This is a genomic window from Robinsoniella sp. (assembly GCF_034124845.1).
In genome coordinates, this window is record NZ_JAWYAJ010000165.1 from 1 (window position 1) to 7,134 (window position 7,134).

The following is a 7,134-nucleotide window of genomic DNA, read 5'->3' on the forward strand; positions in this document are numbered from 1 at the left end:
CCTGGCTCTTAAAAGCACTTCCCAATGATCCTTTCCGGTTTTAACCGTAAAATTAGCAGGGATTATCTGGATCTGTGCCCCCTGAAGCGCCATTATCCGTAACAATTCACAGAATCTCATATCATAACAGACAGACAGCCCCAGATGCCCAACTTCTCCCGTATCTACCGTCACGATTTGATTCCCGGGACAGTTTATATCCGATTCCCGAATGGCAGGTCCTTCTGCTATGGACACGTCAAATGGATGGAGTTTCCGGTATTTTGCCGCCAGCTCTCCCGCGGGATTTATGATCATCGTAGTGTTATAGGGGCGCCTGTCATTTGCATCTTCGTTTTTTTCATAAATACTCCCGCAGTGCAGCCACACCCGGTACTTTTTCGCCTGTTCTGCAAATACTTTAAAAGTATGCCCCTCCGGTATGCACTCTGCAAATTTCTCACAGTCCGGTCCGATATAATTGACGGTCTCCGGCATAGCAATCAACCGGGCGCCCCGCTCTGCTGCTTCTCTAATTAATTCAACGGCGTTGTGAAGGTTTTCTTCTGCGTTGCTTTTTGTGTCTAATTGTATTGCTGCTGCTGTGAAAATATTCATGTATGTACCTCCGATTTAGGTAAACTCTATATTTGATTTTTAGCCAACTCTACCGGTAATATGCTGCTTTCTTTGCTTAATTTCTTCTCTTCTGTTTTCACTCTTCGTTCTAATTTCTTAATATCTTCATCCGGTGGAAGATTTTCAGGTTGGATTCCTCTTTTTCCGAGCATATCCCTTACGCTCTCATTATTTTGTACATGTTCATCTGTAATTGTTATTTCTCCATATAAAGCTTTTTGATTTACGTTATAATTTGACATCTCTGCTGCCAGGTTCTTAGCTGTAATTGTTAACGTTGGCAAAAAATCCGCTAAAGGCCTTTTCTCATTGATCTCCAACTTAGCTTTCATGTCCTTCGTTGAGTAACCTCCGAACAATGCCCGATCCCCTTTTGATCGAATTCTTCCAAATCCAGCATCGTCAACTCCATGTTCATAAATACTTTTGGACAATCTCTTTTCTGATTCACGAAGTTTTTCTCTAACCTCTACGCGCTCCATTAATTTAATTCTATCGGAAATGATTTCCTGCTTTCTGGTTTGAACCGCAAAATAACTTTGTGCAAATGAGATTTCTTCTTTTCTAGGATCACCATTTTGAGCAATCAAATAGCATGCGTATCTGGTTAATATATAATCCTTAACCTTCCTTGTAGATCCACTACCTAACTGTACCATTTTCGTGACATCACGAAAATGGTCTAAAGCCTCTATTTTACTGCATTTACATGATTCCATTGCCCTTTTTATAGCCAGTTCAAAATTCTCCCATCTGGAATATCCCAGTAACGGCTGAAGTTCTCTAGCACACCAATATTCAATGGAACAATCACTGCTAATATGTACAATATCATCAAACATCAACTTTAACTTTTCTATTATTTTTTCTTCCATTTCGTCCCCTCATTTTGAACACTTTCTAAAACTTTACTTATTTTGTTATCTACCTTCATTTTAACTGCATATTCCCTTAATCTGTCTAACTGCTTATCTGAACGGCTGCGATAATTCTCTATAATTTCTAAATATACATCGGATTCTATTTTATTTCTTTTTTTGATACAATCGCATATACAAGCCTCAGCATTAAATAATTTATAAACTCCAAACACAGATCTGCATTCTTCCATATACTCATTTTCAAGATTCGTATAATAATGCTTTGTAAGCGGAAACTGCATTTTTAACTGCTTTCTGTTATTTCTTGCAATAGCTATCGATACATTATAAGGCTCATGTCCTAACAGTCCATGTATATAACAGGCACTTTCTAAGCAAATTACCGCATTAGGTTCCACTTTCCCCAGTTCAATATATTTATAGTCCGCAGGTTTTTGTATTCCACACGCGGTACACCAATACCAACCATATGAAATCTTTTGTATCACCCCCCGCGCTTCTAACTCTCGCATTTGGATCACCGTAATCTTTTCCTCACGTAAATCGGCAAAGCTCATATAACCAGCTTTCCTATTAAATAACGCAATAATTTTATCGTATGTATTTAGCAACATTTAATGCGTCCCGCCTTCTTATCATATTAAGAATTGATATGATATTTATTATTACACATATATTACATCTCTGTTGCCAATAAGTCAAGAAGATAATTACATAACATAGAAAAAGCGGAGGAAATCCCCCGCTCTTCTTTGCTTATCTCACCCTATTTCAAAATCCCCATCTCTTTCCCCGTATTCACAGCCGCCAACCTGCTGTTCACCTGCATCTTAGAATAAATATTGATCACATGGGTCTTTACCGTTGCCAGGGATATGCAAAGTTCCTCCCCGATCTGCTTATTGCTTTTTCCGGTGCTGAGCTCTCTCAGCACTTCCAGTTCCCGTTCTGAAAGAAGCTGCTCTTTATGATCGCTGCTGCGCTCGTCCGGCAGCATCAATTCCTGGAGGAATTCCTGCTCCTTCTCCACCAGCTTTTCTTTTAATTCCAAACGATAACGCTTTGTCATCTCCTGCATCAAGTCACGTTCGAAGAAAAAGGGCTGCCGTAATCCGCTGTCTGCGGCATAAGTGATCACTTCAAACAGCATATTTTTTAGTTCCCGCTGACTCTCCCCGCTCTGTTCCTCCTCCGCTCTTCTCAATATTCTCATTTTCAACAGATCAGCTTCAATGATTCTGGTCTTATTACGATTCTTCCTTGCAAACTTTAATATCTCATTAATTGTTTCCATTGCGGTGTCTATATTGCCTCTGTCAGCGCAGAGTTTTGCATAAATCAACATGGTATCCACTTTATTTCCCCGTTCTGCACCACGGCTGTAATCATACAAAAATCGTTCCTCACATTCCAAATCCTGATGGTTCCAGATCACATATTTAATCAGTGCCGACCCGACCAGGCAATTGTCCGGCAGACAGTTTCTTAAAAATGCTTTTACTTTTACACTGCTTTTTGCATAATCCTCTGTCAGACATTCATACTCCACCACATTGTATTGAAAGCTCAGATCCATCATAAGTGCTTCCTTGGAAGTCACCTGTTCTGCCTGGTCTATGGCAGCCTTAGCCTCTTTTAGCTGCATTTTTTTCAGATAGACGCCAATGAGCCCTACATAATAGGGCAGTTTTAACATTTTATAGTCTTTGAGTAACGGGCTGCAGTTCTCATAAAGTTCCATGCATCTGTCCAGTTCCCCAAGCTCTTCATAGATCTGGGTACGTACAAACGTCACGAAAAATCCCAGATAGTGATTCCCCGTCTTTTTCCAGATGCTGTCTGCCTTCTCCAGGTACTCAAATGCTGTCTGGATATTCCATTTGTAATATTGTAAAAATGTTTCCTTTACCAAAAGGAAGGCCTTGGTTGTGTCATTAATCGGAAAACTATCTATCTCTTCCATGGTTAAGAGACGGATATCCGAGTAGGCAAAGGTCTCATTTACAAATAAATCCGCACACTGGATCGCTTTTCCCAGATCTTCGCGGCTGTTTTCCCGGTTCAGAGTTTCATACACTTTTTTACAAATTTCAAATTCAAAATTCGCATAGTGATAAAAGAAATACTGAATGGCAAAATCCGTATTTTTATAAATTTCCTCAATTGGAACTTTACAGAAGTATGAAAAGAAAATGGAATTTTGCGGAATCTGTGACAGTATATTCATTGCTTCTTCATAGGCTTCTATGAGAAAAAGCTGATTCAGGCTTTCTTCAAAATCACCTGCTTCGTAAAGGATTTTTGATGCATGCTCATGCAGTTTCCGCTGGAGTCCAATTTCCTCTCTGGCGAGATGCTTTCTTAAGTATTCCAGCAGAATTCCATGATAGCGATACATACCTTCCTTTTCATCTACGCATATGACAAATAAATTTCGGTCTATTATACTGTCAAATGCCTCTGCCACCTCTCTCCCAATCAAATCCATGCACATCTCTTTATTAAAATACTGAAATACCGAGGAATAAAGTAAAAATCTCTGTTCCTGCTCCGTCAATATTTCAAAGATCTCTCTGGTAATGTATTCGTCCGTAAAGCGATTCTGAACATTGATCCTCAGAATCTCATCCTCCGGCTTTCCTTTCAGGGAAAGGGATAAAAGCTGAAGCCCGCCAATCCACCCTTCAGCGATACGGCACATATATTCCAATACTCTATCCGTATAGGTCAGTCCCAATGTATTTGTTAAAAAATCCATACTGTCCCGGTATCCGCATTTTAACTGTTCTTCATCAATGACCAGAAGCTCACCTTCCATTCCAAGGGCTCCCAGATAGACTTTGGGCTGTTCTCTGGTTACCAGCAGAATTTGCAGATTCTCCGGAATATTTTGAAACAGCAGCTCGATTGTCTGAATCAGTTCCGGTTCCTGTATCACCTGGAAATCATCCAGCACCAGCCAGCATTCTTCTTCAAAATTTATTTCACTAAATAAAACCGGCAAAAAATGCTCCATGTTTTCCAACTGCATATTTTCGTCAAAGAGGTGTACTATTTCCTCGCCTTTTCCCCCCAGCTGTTCTCTCACTGCTTCCAGAAAATAGCGCCAGAAGACAAAGACATGGTTACTGCTTTCATCCAGGGTAATCCACCGCACCATTTTTAAGCCTCTATCCGATATATAGGAGCTGAGCAGTGTTGTCTTACCGCTTCCCGCCTCCCCCTGAATGAGGATTACTTTATAATCTGCTGCCTGGTCTAAAAGCTGGTATAATTCATGCCGTACCACGTAATTTTTCCGCGGTTTCGGAATTTTAAACTTTGATTTTAATATGGATGTATGAAACATAAAATTACCTTTCCGGACTTTATTTTACAGCGGGCCGGTATTGACTGCAATTTCGTGCAGCTGATACTCCAGTCAATACCAATATCAGAATCAGACAGTAGCCCAGCTGCTGATATTGATGCGTATCCAGGCACCCCTTTTCCATCCCGTTCACGAATGAGATAAAATTCTTCTGGGGAAGCACGTTTATCAGGGCATTCATGATTTGATTACTGTGGGCATAAGAATAGAAGGTTCCCCCTAAAATGGATGTTAGTACAATAAGCGGGGAGGCCGTCATATTTGCGCTGTCCATGCTCTTGCAAAAGGTATGCATAAAGATTCCAAATGCAGCCGAAAGCATACACAAAATTCCCAGCAGCACTGCATATTCCCACAGTGCGAAACCAATATTCAATCCTATGATGCCGGCTGCCGCCACTACTCCCATACTTGGCAGAAACAGCATCAGAAAAGCATACAGAAAATGAGCCGTAAGATATTTCACAAAACTGAGTGGTGAAACAGCAATCCGCTCCACCAGATGTTTCTCCTTATCTTCTCCATAATATTCCATGTGAAGAACGCCCTGCATCAGAAGAATCATCACTAAATATCCAATAATATTTGTTCCCACTCCCCGCATCTGATCGGTAGCAGGAACAAATTCTGACGGGTTTTTAAGTGCCTGCATCAGCACTTTTTGAAAATCAGTACTTTTTACGGATTTAATCGCATAACCATTTCCGGATTGTGTGATAACGGCATCATAGCGTCCGCTTACCAGTTCACTTTCTTTTGGTTCCCTGGCAGCATAGCTGATATTGTAATAACGCTCAAGCCCGCTGAGGGAAATATGCAGTTTTGCACTGTTCATTTCCATGCCCGCTTCGCCGCTTTCAACAACTGCAAGGTTCCCCATCACCTGTATCTTATTAGTGAAATAAATGGCAAATCCCACCATACAGATCGTAAGCACTAACGTCATTATAGCATTTTTTTTATTACATAACACCCTTGTCACATCATTTTTTAATATTTGTATCATACATAATCCTCCTTATGGAAAAAGACACGGCAAAGTCCCAATAAAATAACCGTCCCTGCTGCCAGTAAAAGTATGGTAGGCAATACCTGACCAAGATCCCTGTCATAGATAATGGCAAACAGTGTATTCAGAATCCATTTCACAGGGGACAGCAGACATATCTTCCGAACGGTCTCCCCAAATCCATCCAGTGAAAAGAACACCCCGCCCAGCAGGCATAAAATAGTCAGCACCGTACTTAATATCTGGTTTGTGATATTCTCGCTTTTAAAGATACAGCAGCACATTACTCCCAGCGCTGACGAGAACAATATTGCCACCGTCAGTACCAACAGCACATATCCCGTATACATTCCCCCGATATTGACCCCAAACACAAAATGAAGTATTCCAAAATCAATCAAATATGCGATTTCGGTAAATAAAAACGATGCCGCAATCTTGGAAAGATACAGGCTGGCATCCGGCTGGGGCGAAAAAATAATCCGCATATTTCCCGCCTTAATGCGTTCTTCCATAAAGGAATTGGCACCGATCGTTGCCGCATTTAGCGCTCCATAGATCATCAGGCTGATTCCATAATAATCATAAGAAGTTATTTCACCGCCATAACTTCCTTCCATGAAAAATCCCATCACTCCCACCAGCAGCACCGGAAAAGCAAAAACATAAAACAGCCACATCGGATTTTTTACCAGATTTAAAAAATCCTGTTTGCAAATATAATAAAATCCCCGCATACGCATTCCCTCTTTTCTTTCTGCTTACTCATCCCGCAGGCTTTTTCCCGTAAGGCTTAAAAATACAGTTTCCAAGTTCGCCGTCTGGCACACAACATTATTGATTTTAATGTTCAGGGACAGCGCCAGCGATATAATCTTATCCAGGTTTTCCACATTTTTTAAAGTTGTGATCTCAATAATTCCTTTTTCTGACCGCACCTCCGTAACTCCTTCAATGCGGTAAAATTCATCTGCATTAATTGCTTGCGACTCTACTGTCAAAATGAATTTTCTTTTATCGGAAATACTTTCCTTTAGTTCCTCTTTGGTGCCCTCTGCTATAAGCGATCCATCATCCATAACAATAATACGTGTGGAGATCTCTTCCACTTCTTCCATATAATGTGTCGTATAGAGCACCGTCATACCATGGCTGCGCAGTTCCCGGATGGATTCTAAAATGTGGTTGCGGGACTGGGGATCAATGCCAACGGTAGGCTCATCCATAATTACCAGTTCCGGCTCATGGGCAATGGC

At 40.9% G+C, this 7,134-nt stretch carries 6 protein-coding genes and 1 pseudogene; all 7 read right to left on the bottom strand.

The features are described 5' to 3' along the window. A partial coding sequence (locus tag ACH2DQ_RS07800) for a nitrilase-related carbon-nitrogen hydrolase (RefSeq protein ID WP_395026248.1) occupies positions 1–597 on the bottom strand: 597 nt, incomplete at its 3' end. A 26-nt stretch (positions 598–623) separates the two neighbouring features. Beyond that, positions 624–1,493: a DNA damage-inducible protein D gene (gene dinD, locus ACH2DQ_RS07805; RefSeq protein ID WP_394913714.1), complete on the bottom strand. Its 870-nt coding sequence runs from the start codon at positions 1,491–1,493 to the stop codon at positions 624–626. Continuing rightward, positions 1,478–2,113: a hypothetical protein gene (locus ACH2DQ_RS07810; RefSeq protein WP_394913713.1), complete on the bottom strand. Its 636-nt coding sequence runs from the start codon at positions 2,111–2,113 to the stop codon at positions 1,478–1,480. The genes dinD and ACH2DQ_RS07810 overlap by 16 nt, the downstream gene beginning before the upstream one ends. A 152-nt stretch (positions 2,114–2,265) precedes the next feature. Continuing rightward, positions 2,266–4,788, bottom strand: a complete 2,523-nt coding sequence (locus ACH2DQ_RS07815; RefSeq protein ID WP_395026251.1) for a LuxR C-terminal-related transcriptional regulator — start codon at positions 4,786–4,788, stop codon at positions 2,266–2,268. A gap of 79 nt (positions 4,789–4,867) precedes the next feature. Continuing rightward, positions 4,868–5,875, bottom strand: coding sequence for an ABC transporter permease (locus ACH2DQ_RS07820; protein WP_394913711.1), 1,008 nt, complete (start codon positions 5,873–5,875; stop codon positions 4,868–4,870). Next, entirely contained in the window at positions 5,872–6,615 is a 744-nt protein-coding gene (locus tag ACH2DQ_RS07825) for an ABC transporter permease (protein WP_394913710.1), read from the bottom strand. Before ACH2DQ_RS07825 ends, ACH2DQ_RS07820 begins: the two co-directional genes overlap by 4 nt. 24 nt (positions 6,616–6,639) lie before the next feature. Further along, a pseudogene (locus ACH2DQ_RS07830) lies at positions 6,640–7,134 on the bottom strand (export ABC transporter ATP-binding protein); the annotation flags it as partial.